Genomic DNA, 14,918 nt, shown 5'->3' on the forward strand with positions numbered 1-14,918 from the left:
CCCCGCCCCCCCCCCCCCCCCCCCCCCCCCCCCCCCCCCCCCCCCCCCCCCCCCCCCCCCCCCCCCCCCCCCCCCCCCCCCCCCCCCCCCCCCCCCCCCCCCCCCCCCCCCCCCCCCCCCCGACTCATTCGAACCGGAATGGCTAGACGATGAACACCTTCATGACCTCGTCGCCGTAGTCGTTGATGACCTTGACCGCGATCTTGCCGGTCTCCGGCTTGTCGAACGGTCGCGACGTCGTGCGGTGGAGCGACTCCCACGCGTCCGGCTCGATCTCCGCCTTCAACGCCGCCTTGAGGCGCTTGTACGGGTCGTTGCCGCCGGTGAAGTAGCAGTGCCGGACGAAGAACGACTCCTCGTTGTAATTCGTGTCGATCATCCAGAGCGCAATCTGGCTCGTGTCGTTGCTGCGGATCTCGCCGGTGGTCGGGTCGAACACGTCAACGCCCTTGAGGTCGACCACCATCTGACCGTCCTCGGTGGACTCCAGCTCGATGTCGGGCTCACCGAAGACCGTGAAGAGGTTGCCGGCACCGGTCTTGGCGAGGTCCTCCCCCATCAGCAGCTCGACATTCATCCGAACGAGCAGCACCCGCACCCGACCAAGGTCGCGCTCGCCGGCGACCGACGCAAAGCCCTCCTCCGAGGTCTCCACGGTGACGCCGTCGGACTCGGTGACCTCGGTCGCCTGCGCGTCAAAGGCAAAGCCGAGGACACAGAGCAGGTCGATGTCCCCCGCCCGGTTGGCCTCGCGGGCAGCCGACTTGATGAACGACGGGGAGACCGTGCCGTACTGCGGGCCGATGGCGATTCCGACTCGGCTGGGCGCCTCCTCCGGAGCAGCGCCCCCACTGGCCCGCTCCCCCACCGCCTGGATGTAGACACCGGCGTAGGGCTCGAGGCCGGTGAACTCGATCCGCTCCTTGCGCCGGCCGTTCTGAATGCCCGCCTTACCAAGGTTGTCGAGGATCGATTGCTCGAAGGTCGGCGCCGACGCGTCCTCTGCAGCCGACTGCTCGCTGATCGTCTCGCGATGCTCGACATCGTCGGGTCCGCCGCCGAAGGCCAGCGAGCGGTGAGGCGAGAGGCTCTCAACGGTGAACGGACCTGTCACGCGGGCCTTCGACTTATCCTCGTACGGCTTGTCGTACAGCACCTCGAAGTCAGCGTGTCGCTTGATCGCCGCATCGATTTCCGCCCTCGACATACCGTCGCGGATGTCGGGGTTGTTGGCAATCGACTTCAAGGTGATGTGCTGAACGCGCTCATAGACGAAGCCATGGCGGATGTCGTTAGTCACCTCGGCCGGAGGCAGAGGCTTGCCGCCGACTTGCTCCTCCTTGGCCCTACCGTCGAGCGAGTCGGCGATGTAATAGTAGGGGAACTTTGCGCCCATTAGCCGCTGTCGCGTGAGCGCCAAGGCGACGCGCGAGGTGTCAATAGTGATCCAGCGCCGCCCCCACTGCTCGGCGACATAGGCGGTGGTACCTGCGCCACAGGTTGGGTCGAGGACGAGATCGCCGGGCTGCGTACACATCAGCATACAGCGTTCAATCGTACGACTGGCGGTTTGCACGACATAGATTTTGGGATCAGCCCTGCTCTGCACCCCGCCGATATCCATCCACGCATTGTTTATAGCAAAGGCGGGGAAGTCGTCAAGGTAGCGAACGTAAGAAAGCGTGTTTCGAGTCCTCGCCACACGCCCGGCTAGGAGAAGACGAGCCATGCCTGCTTCGTTCGTCTTCCAGCGACTCTGCATCGTCGGAAGGAAGTCACGACCGTCAACGTGGACAGGGAACCACGAGGCCGCACCTTCGCCTTTGACTCGACCTTGGCTTTGACTGGTCAGGTTATCTAGTCGATACGGTCGTCCATCTGCGTCCACAGATCCGTACTTGGACGCGCCCAAACCGCCCGCTTCTTTTGCGGCGTAAATTGGGTTGAATCTTGTTCGACTGCGATCCTTGCCGTACCACAGGAGGAAGTTGGAGACTGAGGGCAAGAACTCATTAGTTGCGCCAGCCGTGGTCGCAAAAGTGATGAGGCTGATGAAGTTTTGATCACCGAACACTTCATCGAGCAGTGATCGGACAAGATGGACATTCTCATCGCCAATTTGGACGAAGCATGATCCAGTTTCCGTCAATAGCTCGCGAGCGACCAAAAGGCGGTCACGCAGGTAGGAGAGGTAGGAATGAATACCTAGTTGCCAGGTGTCCCGGAAAGCCTTGATTTGTTCCGCCTCTCGGGCGGCATCCTCAAGTTTTCCGTCCTTGACGTCTCGACTCCGCGCCGAGACCTGCCAGTTGGAACCAAACTTGATCCCGTAGGGCGGATCAATGTAGATCATCTGCACCTGGCCGCGCAGGGCTTCACGGTCTGCGAGCGAGGCCATCACTTGGAGTGAGTCTCCAAGGATCATGCGGTTCGACCAGTTGGCCTCGTGCTTGTAGAAATCGACCATCTCGAACTCGCCGAGACCGTCGAACGACTCGAACAGCGACAGCTCGGGCTCTTCCTCGCCTGGGGCGGCCGTCTGACGCAGGTTCTCGACCAGCACTCGCGGATCGATCTTCTCCTGGATGTAGATCGGCGGCGCGTCGACCACCAGGTCCTTGTCAGCAGCCGGATCGCCTTCCGGGTACTTGCCCTTCCAGACCAGCTGCGGGTCGAGGCTGGGGTCGCGGGCGAGCGCAACGGTTCGGATCTCTTCTAGCTCTGGCGTCCCGAAGTCCTCGACCGCGTCGGCCGTCGGCAGATTGACCCGGGTATCGCGATGCTCGATCGCCTCGACCGGGGTGGGCATCTTCGGACCATTCGGCTTACGCGCCACGTGCTACCTCGTCATAGTCGAGCAGGTCGGGATCGCCGACGATGGGTGCGTCGGCGTAGAGCAGGTCGATGGTTTCGTTGAGCCGTTGGCGGACGTCCACCATGGAGGTGATCTCGACGTAGCCCCAGCGGCCGAAACCGCCGTGGTTGTTCACCGCGACGCACCACTGGTCGCGAGCGGTGTCCGCCTTCGCCTTGGTCGGACCTGGGCTCTTCTGGCCGCCGGAGACCTCGATGATCAGCGTCCGCTGGACGCCGTCCTCGCGAGGCTTGAGCCGTACGAGGAAGTCGGGCCAGTAGGAGTGGGTCCGGCCCTTGTGCACATACGGGATAACGAAGCCGAGGTGGTCGTTCTTCGCGTACGCCAGGACGTCCTGGTGCAGCTCGCATTCATTGGCGAGCTCCTGTTCCCAGGTGTTGCCATCCCTGCCGTCCAGCGTGACGTGACTGATCTCGGACTTGATCGTCTGGACGACTGCCTTCCGAGTCGGGAATGCGATGTCGGCAGTGGAGCCCACCGGATCGAACCGGCGGATCATGGGCCGGAGGCGCTCGCGCCGGTCCCCCACCTGTACCGCGATCGCTCGATGGATGGCCTCGGCGGCTACAGCCTGGCCCTCCGTCGACGTCAGTAGATGTCCGATCGCGTATCCCGCCGCGATGTCGACGCACCGCTCGAGCCACTGTCGGGAGATCTGGACCAGTTGGGGGAACAGCCACGGCCGCGGGTCCTCGCCGAGGGCCGTGAAATGCGTGCGGAGGAGCCGTGCGGCGAGCGCGTAGGCCACCTCTTGCCGGCGACGGTCCATCGCCTTCTCGTCGGTGAGCTGCTCCTCTCCCCCGACGACGTCGCTGACGATCGTCCACCTCGGCACGGTGCTTGGGCCGAGCGGGAAGCGGTCGGTGGTTGCCGGGTCGAAAATGAGCTGCTCGTCGGGGATCTCGACCCGGTAGCCGTCCAGCTTCGGGAAGTCGATCCGCAGGTGCTCGCGGCCGGGTAGTGACTCCACCAGGATCGCCGGGGGACGAGGAAGCGGATCCGGACCCGGCCTGTCACTGGGGATGAACGCGAACGGGATGCCGTAGACATTCGCATACTCGGGCTCGAACTTGCCATCCTCGCCGAGGGCGTACGACCGGCGGCGCAGTCCTCGACCGACAACCTGCTCGCACAGGAGCTGGCTGCCGAAAGCGCGGATCCCGAGGATGTGGGTCACGGTGTTGGCGTCCCAGCCCTCCGTGAGCATGGCGACGCTGACGACACAGCGAACGCCCTCGCCCAACTTGCCCTTCTTGCCGACGGTGTTCATGACCTCGCGGAGGAGGTCCTCGTCGGTCAACGAGTCGGCGTCCGCACCGGGGTTGCGCAGCCGGAAATCGGCCTTGAACGCTTCGATCTCGGCAGCCGCGGCTTGCTTGAAGTCCGCCTTCATCGCCTCGCCGGACTCCAGCTGCGCGGAGTCGACCAGGACGGTCCGGGGACGGGCGAGGAACCGGCCGTCCTCGACGTTGCTGAATCTGGGGAGGACGCCCGGCGTCAGGACGCCGTCCTTCTCCGTCCCGGCGATGAAGTCGTAGACGAGCTTCGACACCACCGTATTCGGGCAGACGACGATGAACACGGGCGGCGGCTCGCCGTGCTGAGCCAATGCCTTCTCCCAGTGGGCGAAGGACTTCTCATAGCTCCCGTACAGGCTCTTGAGCGCGCCCTCGAGCTCGGCGGGCGGGACCCATCCGTGCAGCGCCTCGGTGGAGGAGAGCTTCTTCTTCGGCAGCTGGGTACCGACGTAGTCCCACAGCCGCAGGTACGTGACCAGGTCTCCGGTCGCGTCGTCGTCCACCGGGATCCGGGGAATTTTGACGATGCCGCACTCGATGGCGTCCATCAGCGAGAAGTCGCTGACCACCCACGGGAAGATGTAGCCCTCGGAGTAGCCCGAGCCGCCGAGGTAGAAGGGCGTCGCCGACAGGTCGTAGATCGACTTGACGCCCACCTTGCGCTGGATCGCCTGCAGGCCGCGGAACCACACGCGCGCCGTCTCGAGGTCTTCCTTCGTCTGTGACGCCGGCGCGCCCTTGGCAACGGACATGGGTCGGTCCTGGTAGCAGTGGTGCGCCTCGTCGTTGAACACGACGATCTGCTCGTTGCGACCGGCGAAGTCACGTAGGACCCGCGCGACCATCGCGTCGGGCGTCTCGGTGAAGGGGTCGTCTGTCTTCCCGGCGAGCAGGATCTTCTTGGTGTTCGATGCGACGCCCTTGATCTCCTTCGCGTCGCGGAGCAGGAAGGAGTGGTAGTTCGTGATGACGAGCTGCGCCTGCTGAACAGTGGCGCGGAGGTCGGACGGAACGAGGTCGCGCTCGTCGTAGTAGTTGCCGGGGTTGCCGGGAAACAGGACCTGAAGCCGGTCGCGGATGGTGATGCCGGGCGCGACGATCAGGAAGCGCTTGGCGAACCGTGCATCCCGCGGACTGATCACCTTGTTGGCAGTTTGCCAGGCGATGAGCATGGCCATGACGACGGTCTTGCCGGTGCCGGTGGCCATCTTGAGTGCCACTCGGGGCAGGCCGGAGTTGTGGTCGGCGTTGGCCTCGTCGATCTGGCGGCGCCAGTCCGCGTAGCCGTGCCGGCCCGCCACCTCTGCCAGGAAGATCGCCGTCTCGGCGGCCTCGCGCTGCGCGAAGAGAACGCGGTTCTCCCGAGTGGGGTCGGCCCAGTGCTGCAGGAGCTTGCGGCTGGTGGGCGTCACCCGCTCGTAGTCGCGATGCCGCCAACGCTCGACCTCGCGGCGGAGGTCGTTGACGAAGCTGTTGCGCTCACGCCGCTCGCCGGTGAGGTCGAAGTCGATCGCGTCCTGCACGAACAACCCGTCGGCGACCTTCTGGCCCTTTCGTGCCGCGGGGATGGGGATGAACGACTCGCTCGGGCGCCGTCCCTCCTTGACGGTGTTCGTCCGTCCTTGCGGGCCCATCTCGTAGTGCCGGGCCGGCGGGTCGTACGGCCCGTTGAGGATCGGGCTGGCCTCCAGCGTCTCGGTCATCGGCGACCACGCTCTCTCGTCATTTCGCTCCCCCGTCGTTCCGCATACACCCTAGGGCGCCCCAGATGCTCACCCAAGGTCATCGGTCGTGTACCGGCCATCAGCCCTGTACGCGGTGACGCAGAAGGTGGGTGAGGACGGCGTGGTTGGCCTCCCAGCCATCCGGACAGTCCGCCGGCAGGTTGAGGAAGACGTTCGACTCAGTCGGATGCGCGTCCAGGAGGTCACCCGCTCCGTCCCGCCCGACCACGATGCAGCCGTGCCGGTGACGGCTGAGGAGCACGCACAGACGTCCCGCCTCGAGGTGGAACGACGTGGCGTCCCGCCTGCCCGCCAGGGGGTGCCAGACCACGGTCACGTCGAACTCCCGACCCTGAAGCCGGTTCGCCGTGTCCACCACCACCTCGCCGAGCTGGGGTAGACCTCCAGCGGCCAGCCGATGCTGAATCTCTCGCCGCACAGCCGCTACCTGATCGGTGTGCGCGGCACCGATCGCGACCCGGCTGCCGGCCAGGGGACCTCCACCACGGTCGCTTTCGCTACGCGTGTGCGCGTTGCGGGTGAAGAGCGCCGATGTGGCGTCGACGACCGCGTTCACCATCCCGCTGTCCGTGCGGATCGTGTACGCCGCCGGCAGCTCCAGGTAGGCCCACCCCGACGCCGCCATCGCCGTCACTGCTGCGTCTGCTGCGGTGCCGATGTCGACGTGGTCAACCGCCAGTTCGCGCTCGTCGAGATCCGTGGCACTCATGAAGTCGAGTTCGTAGAATGCGTGCCGAACCAGCTCGACGGCCGACGCGGGCAGGCGCCACGACACCGGCAGCTCGATAACCGGTGCGTCCGGATACGAGATCTCCAGTGTGGCGGCCGCGGTCTCCAGCGGTCCCAGCGGCACACCCTCGAAGCGCCGCGTCTCCGCGATCGTGAACGGGTCGAGCTGTCCCGGGTCCCCGACGGCGAGCGCCCGGTCGAAGAGGTTTGCGATCCGGAACAGGTTGTCGCCGCGCATCTGGTACGCCTCGTCGATCAACGTCAGCGGGTAGGACGGGGGGGCCGCCGCTGCCCGGGGGTTGTTGCAGTACACCCACTTGTCGGCCGGGGCCACGATCGCCTCGCAGCCCTGGAGACCCGTGAGTTGGCGGTCGACGGTCAGGCCGGCAATCCCCGCACCGCGAGTCCGAGCACCCTCCTCAGCGCTCTCTGAGACGAACCGTCCGGTCCGCACGCCGTCGGCGGCCAAGGCCAGCATGAGGTCGTCGGCCTGGGCGTTCGTCTGGACGACGATGGGCACCACATCGAGCCCGTCGTCCAGCAGTGCGCGGGTGACCCGGCGCATCGTCGTCGTCTTGCCTGCTCCGGGAGGGGCCTTCGCGATGACGACCCGGCTATCCCCACGCAGTAGCGCATCCGTGATGTTGGTGGTCGCGGCGTCGGACGCCGCGATGGCCTCGGGCTTGGGCATCAGGCGTCCTCTCGGCTGGCCGGACCCGCCGTGGTGGCGGCCGGCGGCGGGGTGTCGTCCGTGTTGCCGTCGTTGACCGCGTCGGCGTCCTCGCCGAGCCGGCGGTGCGTCCAGGTCTCCGATAGCCGGTGCACCGGCTTCGGGGGACCGGCGGACAGGGACAGCGAGGTGAGGCGCACTGTGTCGCCGACCTGAGTCGGCAGGACCGGAGCAACCCCGGCGACTCGGTTCGTCCCGGAGCAGATCTCCAGGGTCATCGTGGCGTCGTCCCGCTCGAGAACCTGCAGGCCGACCTTGCCGTCCCGCTCGGTCCAGGACAGCCGATCACCGACCACCACGCGCAGGTTCTCGCTGGCCAGCCGGATGCGGATCAGCGGGCGGAGAACCCGGTTCGCCCTGCCGGTCGGAACCACTCGACGGTCAGGCTCGGCGTGCTCGACGACGCCTCGCACACCTGTTCCGTCGACTTCCTGTGCGACGAAGCGGAGCGGATCGTCGGCACACTCCTGCGCGACGAGGAGCGCGGTGTCCGTCTCGCGCTCGGCGAGCAAGCGGATCGCCTCCCGGTCAGACAGCGTGTTGCGGAGCCGGACGTCGTCCCCGGTGCTCCAGGCCCACCACCGCCCCCACTCCTTGACATCGCGCTCGTGACGTCGGGCCACGTGTGCAGCCAGACGGAGGCCGCGAAGCAGATACAGCGCCGTCCAGGTGTCGTCCCACGCCGACAGCAGCGCCTCGCGGACCAGTTCGCGCACCTCGGCCGCGAGCGGTTCCACCACCGACGGGTCCGTGCTGCCGGCCCGAGCCGCGTTGAAGTCAGCGATGGCAGGATCGAGGTGGCGCTTGTCCCACTGTGGGCTGGAGGCAGGCCCGGCCGTGGGGCCGTCCTCGGCGGCCAGGGCAGCCGCCGCTGCGCCGTGGGGTCCGGGGTTGATCCAAGCGAGGACGGCGGCGAGCAATTCGTCCTCGAGCGCGGACTGGCCCGTCGTCCAGTGCTGGCACAGCAGGTCTGTCATGGGCAGCACGAGCGACTGCCCGGGGTGTTCGGCCTGCCCGCCGAACCAGGCGAGGTGCCTGCCGGCCTGCACCGTCGTGGGCGGGATCAGACCGGCGCGCCCCGGGAAACGGACGCTGCGGCCCAGCACCTCGAGGAACTGGGCCGTGGCCGTGTTCGGCACGACCAGCTGGGGGCACGGCCGCTCCACGGGATCACCCGGGTCGCCTTCCTCCGGCTCGAACCGGTTGAGGTAGCCGAGGACCATCTCGGCGAAGGGGTTGATAAGCCCGAAGCGGAGATCACGGTTGCGCGGCTCCGGAGCACAGAAGAACTCGGGAGCCGATCGGTCAGTGCCGATCAGGACGCCGAGGGGGCTCGCCGGGTCGCCCGCCAGCTTGTACGTGACGATGACCAGCGGTTCCTCGCTGAGGTGCCGATGGCACATGCCGGCACGAGGCAACGCCCGATCTTCGGCGGCCGCCCGGACCTTGAGGTACGAGTCGAAGACGGTCACGCTGCTCCCCCGTTGGCAAGGTATGCGGTGTGGGCCGTGTGCAGCGCCGCGGTCACGTCGGCTGCGAAGGAGGCCACCTCACCGTTGATCCCAGAGGGCACCTGACCGGTGCGCGCCGCGGTGACGACGTCGGTCACCGTGTCGAACGCGCCGAGGTCGGCGCGAACACCCTGACCGAGTCGGTCGAGGCGGTCACCGGCGATGCAGCGCTCCCGGCAGACCCGAGCCATAGAGCACGAGCTCAGACACCCGGGGGTGTAGTAGTTGTCGACCTTTGTGACCTGGTCGGCCAGCTCATCCGGGTCGTCCACGTCGAACGTGAGGTCGTCGGGTAGCTGCGCCAGCACCGCGGAGAGGTTGGTCCGCCGGGCGAGCCGACGCCTCAGCGCCTTGAGCTCGTTGCGGACGTCGAGCGTGTGGCTCGTCGGCGTGAGGCCGTACCCCTTCGCCGTGATGAGCAGCGTGGTGGTCGACACGAGACCCGGGTCCAGCCCGAGCCGCTCGAGGGTCTGCTGCAGCGACAGCACATAGACCGCGCTCTGTCGCGCAGCCTGCGCCACGTGGCTTCGATCGGTCGGCACTCCGGGGATCACGGAGAACGACTTGACCTCGACCACGTACAGCCGTCCTTCGGAGACGAACGCGAGAGCGTCCTGCTCCAGGTAGCTCGTTCGTCCACCGCGGGACAGCGTCGTGACCGGGTGCCGCAGGATGTTGTAGGCCGCGTCGGGGTTGGTGAGCATCTCGACGAGCGCGTCGGTGGTCCGCTGGGCCCGCCAACGCATCGCGGCCCGGCCGCGCAGACCCTCGGGGACGTCGGAGAGGTCCTTGTAGCGAGCGTCCTCGATGTCGAGGCCCAGCTTGTTCCGCGCCTCGGCGAGGAGATGCCCGTCGTCGACCACGATCCGCTCGAACAGGTTGCCGCGGCGAAGCGCCGCCGGCGACTGCTCCTCCGGCATGGGGTGCCCCAGCCGTGCAGCGAGAGCCGCCTTGTCCATGGCTGCTGCGTCCAGGACGGCGCGCAGGTGGCAGCCGGGATGGTCGAGATCTGCAGCCACGTCTCGGGCGTGGCTGGGCTGCGCAGGCTGGTTGCCGCGGATCCGATCCAGGATCTCCTCGACGTGGTCGCTCTTCGGCGCGATCGTCATCTCCATCCCCTCCCCCTCGACGTGGTCGCGAGCTCGAACGGCCCGCCTGCGCTCCCATGCCTCTTCCGCTTGCTGGTCCCGGTCACGGTCCGGCCTCCTGGTCGGTTTCGTCCGCCGGCCGGACAGCCTTGAGCGGGGCACCGAACAACTGCTGCGCTTCAGGCAGCCGCGCCGCTCGTGCCGCCGCTTCTTCTCGGTCGGCACGGTCACGGTCATCGAGGACTTCGAGTTCACGATGAGCGGCGTCCCGAAGCCGATCGGTGTTGAGCTCGCCCCGCCGGACCCCAGGGACGGTCGCTCCCAGTCGCCAGAGCAGACGTTCGAGTGGAATTGCGTCCGGACTGTCCGAGCCGCCTGATTCACGCGTGCGGTCCAGGGCATCCGCGAGGTACGTCGTCAGGCGAAGGTGTGCGGTGCGCGTGGTCAAGGGAGCCAGGATCCGCTCCGCGAGATCCCAGCTCGAGGAGGTGAGCAATCCTCGAGTGGGCGCCAACGTGTCGTGCTGAAGCGCCGGGCAGATGTAGTAGCTGCGGGCCCCCGGCGCCTTCACATGCGCCTTCTTCTCGTCGTGGCGCAGCGACGTCACCGCCTTGTACGGGATCTCCTGCGCGTACACCGCCGCGGCCACGCTGATGATCTGCTGCGGCGAGAGAGGAACACGGACGCCTTCGAGCACGGCGTGCGTCTGCTCGCGACTCGTCGGTGCCGGCAGGGCGGTCACGTACGAGCCCTGCTCGCGATGGACGCGTGCGACCGCACGCTCCATGGCACGGTCGCGATCCCGCTCGGCCAGACGCAGCTCCCGACTCAGCGACTCCCAGCCGGTGAGGTCCCCGGCCTCGAGCGCCTCCGCCAGCCTCGACTGGAGCGCGGCGACGCGCTCCATGGCCTCGCGGGGGCTTCGATCCGAAGACATGCCCGAGAGGCTAGCGCAAGTTCCAGACTTCGACCAGACTTCTCCAGCATGGCTACCCGAAAGAATCCCTACTGCTCCGGACCATGCAAGTGTGGGGCCGACCAAAAGACGTCGGGAAAGTGGATCTCTGGGCCCCGTCCATGCTCGGTGCAGTTCGCCACTCGGGGTGACCAATCCGAGACCATTTCGGTACGTGATGTCACGATGACTGAACGACTCCGCTCGACGGGGGTGGGTCAAGCGGAGGAGAAACGATGGTCAGCGCTCTCGAGCCGATCCGGCATGGTTTGACGACGGCCCTGGACAAGGCGCTTCACCTCAACCAGAGCCTGGTAGACGCCTACCTGGCCCGCGCGCGCCGCAACCGGCCCGACGCCGCACCCGCGGAGGTCGTGAGCTCGCTGGAGCGCCAGTATCTGGCAGCTGTGACGAGTATGGGGTTGGCCGGGGGCGCCGCGGCAGCCGTGCCGGGCGTCGGGACCCTGGGCGGCTTGGCCGTCAACGTGGTCGAGGTCGGCACGTTCCTCGAGGCCAGCGCGGTCTTCGCGCTGGCTGTGGCCGACGTGCACGGCGTGCGCATCGACGAGCTGGAGCGACGCCGGACGCTGGTGACCGCCGTCTTGCTGGGCAATAGCGGGACGGCGTTTGTGCAGAAGGCCGCTGGGCGCACCGGACCGTACTGGGGCCGTGCGCTGGTCAAAGGGATCCCGATGTCCACCATCAACAAGGTGAATGCGGTGCTCGGCCCTCGCTTTGTTACCAAGTACGGAACCAAGCAGGGCGTCCTGGTGCTCGGCCGCCAGCTGCCGATGGGGATCGGCGCTGCCATCGGCGGTGGTGGCAACGCCGTCTTCGGGCGAACGGCGGTGGGAGCGGCGCGACGTGCCTTCGGACCGGCCCCAGCCATGTTCACGACCGCGGATTCAGCATGAGCTCCGGTGGGCAGGCACCGGATCTGGTGCAGCCTGTCGACCTGGGACGACGACCCACGCTAGTGGGCCGCTCTGCCGACTATCGCCAGGGCAGGGGTCGACGAGGGAGTTCTTAGGCCAGTCGTCGCCGTTCAGAGTCTGTCAATCCAGGTGTCCTCGTCGCGGTCATCCCACGAAGATGTCGACCGCGCCTCGGACGTCGGCCTGGGACTCAGTCGCTCCAGAACGCGCATCGCCTCTGCGCGGGTAAGGGACCGCAGGGACTCGACTGGCCGGTCGGCGACTGCCTCGATTGCCCGCTGGCGATCCGCCATGGCGGTAAGGCCACTGGCGGCAAGCGCCTCCCTGATACGCCCAACGAGCCAATCAGGCAGCGGAGCCTCCGTGCAGGGCCCCGGAACGGGCTCACCCCCCGCGTCGTCGCCGAAGAGGGAGAGGTCGTCTGACACGGACGGCATGCTATTGAGCCTCACGCGTCAGTCGTTAAAGCCCCACGGGTGCCTCAGTCGACCTCGGGACGTTGCCCGCGCGCGGTCCGCTTCGCTTACAGGGATCGCATCGCTACCACTAGGCATGGCAACCGCCGATACGCAGTTGGCTACTACGCGATCCAGGGCTGTTCAGGTCGCTGAACGGCGCATAGACCACATCTGGGCGGGGCGTTCGAACTGGGTGGCTACCTCCCAGCTCACCGCGCCGTCGACGACCTCCTTGCGAAAGTTCCCAACCGCCACGCGCGCCAGCTCTGGGTCGGCAGCCACCCGGGCGGCCAGCTCCAGTGCCCGCTTCTCCACGTCCGCGTCGTCCACCGACTCCCAGGCGAGGCCCAGCTCGCGGGCCTTGTCGCCGTTGATCTCCTCGCCGAACAGCGCCATCGCCGCGGCGGCCTCACGGCCGATCAGCCGGGACAGGATGACGAAGTGCCCACCGCCCGGGTGCAGGCCGCGCTTGAGGAACCCACAGATAAGCCGCGCGTCCCGCGCGATGATCCGCAGGTCGGCCGCCAGCAGCATGTTCATCCCGGCGCCCACCGCTGACCCACGCACAGCCGCGACCGTGGGCACGCGAACCTGCCCCAGCCGGTAGAAGGAGTCGTAGATCGCCGACATGCCCTCGTAGTTCGACGACTCGGCCGGGTCGCGGCCGGCGTCGGTCAGGGTCTGGATGTCCCCGCCGGCGCAGAACGACTTGCCGACGGCGCGCACCACGAGCGCCCCGATGTCCGAACGGCCGTCCACCTCGTCGAAGGCCGCCATCAGCTCACCGGCCATCCCCGGCGTCAGCGCGTTGCGCCGGTCCGGGGCGTTGAGCGTCACGACGGCCACCGCGCCGTCGTAATCCAGCAGCACCTCACCGGAGCCAGCAGCCACGAGCCCACCCTTCGATCAGGCGGCCGACTTCTCTGTCGGCCCGTACCTCTCCGGGCATCAGACCACGCGCCCCGACCCCTTGCGCCGCCACCCCGGAGCCGCTGGAGTGGCCCGGGCAATACCCGCCCGGCAAGGGGACCGCCGTGAACCTGACCCAGGGACTCCACCGCGCCGTCCAGCAGAAGCCGGACGCCGTCGCCACCATCTGCGCCGGGCGCACCAGGACCCACCAGGAGTCGGTCGACCGCATCGCCCGCCTCGCTGGCGCCCTTCAAGATCTCGGCATCGAGGACGGCGAGCGCGCCGCGATTCTCTCCCTCAACTCCGACCGCTACCACGAGTTCCTCGCCGCCACGCTGTGGGCCGGCGGCGTCGTCGTCCCGGTCAACCTGCGCTGGAGCATCCCGGAGATCGCCGAGTCCCTCGCCGAGGTCGACGCCCGCGTCCTCGTCGTCGACGACGCCTTCGCCGGCCACGTCGACGGCATCCGCGCCGCCGACGCCCGCATCGAGCACATCGTCCACGCCGGCGACGGCCCCACCCCCGCGGGCGCCAGAGCCTTCGAGGAGCTCATCGAGAGCCACGAGCCGATCGAGGACGAGCGCCGCGGCGGCGACGACCTGGCCGCCGTCTTCTACACCGGCGGCACCACCGGCCGGTCCAAGGGCGTCATGCTCAGCCACACCAACCTGCTGACCTCGAGCGTCGGCACGCTGGCCAGCGAGCACTTCCTCTCCCCCGACGGCGTCTACCTGCACGTCGCGCCGATGTTCCACCTCGCCGACCTCGCCGCCTGGACCGGCCAGGTGGTCCGCGGCGGCACGCACGTGATGATCCCGATGTTCGAGCCGGTCGCCGTCCTCACCGCGATCCCCGAGCACTCGGTGACCGACGTCCTGCTCGTGCCGACGATGATCCAGCTGCTGGTCGACCACCCGCGCATCGACGAGTTCGACGTGAGCAGCGTTCGGCGGATCTTCTACGGGGCCTCCCCCATGTCCGAGGGCCTGCTCGGCCGGGCGGTCAAGGCGCTGCCCAACGCGCAGTTCACCCAGCTCTACGGCATGACCGAGCTCTCCCCGTGCGCCACCGGCAACTTCCCGGAGGACCACAACGACCCCAGGCGCCGCCGCGCCGCCGGCCGGGCGCTGCCGCACAACGAGGTGCGCGTCGTCGGCCCGGACGACGTCGAGCTGCCCCGCGGCGAGGTCGGCGAGATCGTCGTCCGCGGCGGCAACGTGATGCTCGGGTACTGGAACCGACCGACGGAGACGGCCGAGGCGCTACGCGGCGGGTGGATGCACACCGGCGACGCCGGCTACATGGACGACGGCGGCTACGTGTTCCTCACCGACCGGATCAAGGACATGATCATCTCCGGCGGGGAGAACGTGTACTCGGTCGAGGTGGAGAACGTCCTCGCCCAGCACCCGGCGGTGGCGACGGTAGCGGTCATCGGCGTCCCTGACGAGACCTGGGGCGAGCGGGTGCACGCCGTCGTCGTCCCGGCCGCGGGACAGACGGTGACGCTCGAGGAGCTGCGCGGGTTCTGCGCCGACCGGATCGCCGGCTACAAGACGCCGCGGTCGATGGAGCTGATCGAGGCCCTGCCGGTCTCGGCAGCCGGGAAGGTCCTCAAGCGCGAGCTTCGCAAACCGCACTGGGAGAACCAGGAACGCTCTGTCCACTGAAGGGGGCACGCA

The 14,918-nt window shown here is 67.9% G+C and carries 9 protein-coding genes; 2 read left to right on the plus strand and 7 right to left on the minus strand.

Translation table 11 applies throughout. The features are described 5' to 3' along the window. Nucleotides 1-142: 142 nt before the first annotated feature. The 6 genes from ACI8AF_RS21700 to ACI8AF_RS21725 all read right to left on the minus strand — a co-directional run bounded on the left by ACI8AF_RS21700 (nt 143) and on the right by ACI8AF_RS21725 (nt 10,913). Nucleotides 143-2,809, minus strand: a complete 2,667-nt coding sequence (locus ACI8AF_RS21700; protein ID WP_456541834.1) for a site-specific DNA-methyltransferase — start codon at nt 2,807-2,809, stop codon at nt 143-145. A gap of 16 nt (nt 2,810-2,825) precedes the next feature. After that, nucleotides 2,826-5,876 (minus strand): BPTD_3080 family restriction endonuclease, encoded by a 3,051-nt coding sequence (locus ACI8AF_RS21705; RefSeq protein WP_456541835.1) that lies wholly within the window; start codon nt 5,874-5,876, stop codon nt 2,826-2,828. 100 nt (nt 5,877-5,976) lie between these two features. Beyond that, nucleotides 5,977-7,338: an AAA family ATPase gene (locus ACI8AF_RS21710; protein WP_456541836.1), complete on the minus strand. Its 1,362-nt coding sequence runs from the start codon at nt 7,336-7,338 to the stop codon at nt 5,977-5,979. Next, nucleotides 7,338-8,849: a hypothetical protein gene (locus ACI8AF_RS21715; protein WP_456541837.1), complete on the minus strand. Its 1,512-nt coding sequence runs from the start codon at nt 8,847-8,849 to the stop codon at nt 7,338-7,340. The genes ACI8AF_RS21710 and ACI8AF_RS21715 overlap by 1 nt, the downstream gene beginning before the upstream one ends. Next, nucleotides 8,846-10,003, minus strand: coding sequence for a hypothetical protein (locus ACI8AF_RS21720; protein ID WP_456541838.1), 1,158 nt, complete (start codon nt 10,001-10,003; stop codon nt 8,846-8,848). Before ACI8AF_RS21720 ends, ACI8AF_RS21715 begins: the two co-directional genes overlap by 4 nt. Nucleotides 10,004-10,079: 76 nt before the next feature. Then, nucleotides 10,080-10,913 carry a hypothetical protein gene (locus ACI8AF_RS21725; RefSeq protein WP_456541839.1) on the minus strand — a complete coding sequence of 278 codons (834 nt, stop codon included), beginning with the start codon at nt 10,911-10,913 and terminating at the stop codon, nt 10,080-10,082. 254 nt (nt 10,914-11,167) lie between these two features. On the opposite strand from ACI8AF_RS21725, the gene ACI8AF_RS21730 reads away from it, so the two are divergent. Continuing rightward, nucleotides 11,168-11,845: a hypothetical protein gene (locus ACI8AF_RS21730; protein ID WP_456541840.1), complete on the plus strand. Its 678-nt coding sequence runs from the start codon at nt 11,168-11,170 to the stop codon at nt 11,843-11,845. 620 nt (nt 11,846-12,465) lie between these two features. Here the strand turns inward: ACI8AF_RS21730 and ACI8AF_RS21735 are convergent. Beyond that, entirely contained in the window at nt 12,466-13,215 is a 750-nt protein-coding gene (locus ACI8AF_RS21735) for an enoyl-CoA hydratase/isomerase family protein (RefSeq protein ID WP_456541841.1), read from the minus strand. Nucleotides 13,216-13,358: 143 nt separating this feature from the next. On the opposite strand from ACI8AF_RS21735, the gene ACI8AF_RS21740 reads away from it, so the two are divergent. Further along, nucleotides 13,359-14,906, plus strand: coding sequence for an acyl-CoA synthetase (locus ACI8AF_RS21740; protein ID WP_456541842.1), 1,548 nt, complete (start codon nt 13,359-13,361; stop codon nt 14,904-14,906). Nucleotides 14,907-14,918: the final 12 nt, after the last annotated feature.

The sequence above is a fragment of the Blastococcus sp. SYSU D00669 genome, from assembly GCF_054050715.1.

Coding starts and splice junctions, on each gene's coding strand:
- ACI8AF_RS21700 (WP_456541834.1), bottom strand. CDS start 2,809: ATGCCCACCCCGGTCGAGGCGATCGAGCATCGCGATACCCGGGTCAAT.
- ACI8AF_RS21705 (WP_456541835.1), bottom strand. CDS start 5,876: ATGACCGAGACGCTGGAGGCCAGCCCGATCCTCAACGGGCCGTACGAC.
- ACI8AF_RS21710 (WP_456541836.1), bottom strand. CDS start 7,338: ATGCCCAAGCCCGAGGCCATCGCGGCGTCCGACGCCGCGACCACCAAC.
- ACI8AF_RS21720 (WP_456541838.1), bottom strand. CDS start 10,003: ATGGAGATGACGATCGCGCCGAAGAGCGACCACGTCGAGGAGATCCTG.
- ACI8AF_RS21725 (WP_456541839.1), bottom strand. CDS start 10,913: ATGTCTTCGGATCGAAGCCCCCGCGAGGCCATGGAGCGCGTCGCCGCG.
- ACI8AF_RS21730 (WP_456541840.1), top strand. CDS start 11,168: ATGGTCAGCGCTCTCGAGCCGATCCGGCATGGTTTGACGACGGCCCTG.